Here is a 1,597-nt window from a genome sequence, read left to right as displayed (position 1 = left end):
ACGGCCACGGTGGACCCGGAGTCACGGGCGCGGCTCAGCTCAGCTTCGGCCACCTTGAGGCGGCCCGCAGCGTCCTTCGCCCGATCCTGGGCCTTGGCGACCGCGGCCGCCGCCTGCTCGATCTTCCGGGCAGAGGCCTCGGAGTCCGCGGCCGCGCGCGAAGTGGACTGGCCGAGATCCCCAGCTGCCTTCTTCGCCTTGTGCATGCCGGCGACGAAGCCCTCGACGTTGGCGCGCAGGGACAGGCTGATGGAACGATCGGCCACGGGGCGCCTCCTTCCGGGACTCAGCTGACGGGTCTGATCTGGGGGATCAGCGACTCGGGGTGGGGGCGCTTGTCCGCTTGCCACGCCTCGCGTTCGCGTGCGGTCGCGTCGGTGAAGTGGCACCGGATCGGCGGGTCCGCCCGGTACCGGACGAGGGGGTCTTGGCAGACCTCCTTGAGGCCGCCGCACCGCGGGCAGATCTCCGTGGCCTCCCACTCCGCGAGCGCCAGCACCTTGGCCCGCTCGGCGTCGTCCCACTCTGGCTCAGGCCGTGAGGACAGCAGGCGGCCATCGCCGTCGTGGACGTACGTGGTCTCGGGCTCCCAGCCGAGCAGGCGCCGGTGGGAGATGCCGAGCTCACGGGCGAGCCTTACTTCTTCCCGGAAGTGCGGGTCGGCTCGGAGGCGCGGAAGAAAGGGAGGTCGTTTGACCCCACGTTCAGCTGGACCACGGTGGTGCGGAAGTCCGCGTGCTGGGAGTCGGACAGCTCGGCCGCGAAGCCAGGCCAGTCGGCCGCTGTGAACTCCTCTGCGGAGCCGTCATGCTTGCGCGTGACCGAGACGATCGCGTCGTCGATCTCGAGCGCGGCGTCCGCGATGGCTTCCTTGTTGAACGGGAACGGGTCGTCCGGGGACTGGCCGTCCTCGCCGGCGGGGCGGGGCGGGTGCGCGGTGACGAGCTGGTCCCAGACGGGCCGCGGCAGAGCGCGCAGCCGGAACAGCACGGTCTGCTCGAGCGCGGCGGACGCGAGGGACTCGGCCTTCTCGTTGAAGTCGGCCAGCTCCTTCTCGATCTCTGCCATGCGCTTCTCGGCGGGGGTCTTGCGGCGGTTGAGGCGGTCGTCCTGCGTCTGGGCGTTGACCTGCCCGGTCACGCGCTTGGCCTCGGTGAGGAGGTCCTGGACCTTCGCGCGGGTCAGCTCCCAGTCGGCGGTGAGGGTGCCGTCCAGGCAGACCTCGACGACGCGCTCGGCGCGCTTGATGTGCAGTGCCACGGTGGGCTCCATTCCGGGGAGGGCGAGGGAAGGGAGTGCCCGCGAGGGTGCCGCGCCCTTCCCAAAGGCGACACCCTCGCGGGGTTCATCAGGCCGCGACGACCCCGCGGCGCACGGGCCCGCGGACGAAGAGCTTCTGGATCGTGCGCGTCACCGAGTTCGCCTCGATGGCGACCTCGCGCTGCTCGCCGGCGGTGACTGGCCAGATCTCCACGACCTGGCCGGCCGCGAGCGGCTGCTCGTACGGCACGCCGCGGCGGGTCACGAGGTAGTGGTCGGTGCCCTCCACGAGCGTGTCCACGGCCTTGTTGAACTCGGCCTCGTACGGCGAGTTGGT

The 1,597-nt window shown here is 71.2% G+C and carries 3 protein-coding genes and 1 pseudogene; all 4 read right to left on the bottom strand.

Annotation, left to right across the window (positions count from 1 at the left end):
• The coding region (locus ACI2L3_RS40295) for a hypothetical protein (protein WP_404757443.1) at positions 1-266 on the bottom strand (266 nt) is incomplete at its 3' end.
• Positions 267-286: 20 nt separating this feature from the next.
• Positions 287-499, bottom strand: coding sequence for a hypothetical protein (locus ACI2L3_RS40290; protein WP_362015644.1), 213 nt, complete (start codon positions 497-499; stop codon positions 287-289).
• 137 nt (positions 500-636) lie between these two features.
• Positions 637-1,260 (bottom strand): hypothetical protein, encoded by a 624-nt coding sequence (locus ACI2L3_RS40285; RefSeq protein WP_350749479.1) that lies wholly within the window; start codon positions 1,258-1,260, stop codon positions 637-639.
• An 88-nt stretch (positions 1,261-1,348) separates the two neighbouring features.
• Positions 1,349-1,597: pseudogene (locus ACI2L3_RS40280) on the bottom strand (hypothetical protein); the annotation flags it as partial.

The organism is Streptomyces sp. NPDC029674, assembly GCF_044903205.1.
Taxonomy (GTDB): Bacteria; Actinomycetota; Actinomycetes; order Streptomycetales; family Streptomycetaceae; genus Streptomyces.
The sequence above is the reverse complement of the archived record's forward strand: the minus strand, read 5'-3'. Positions and strand labels throughout refer to the sequence as shown.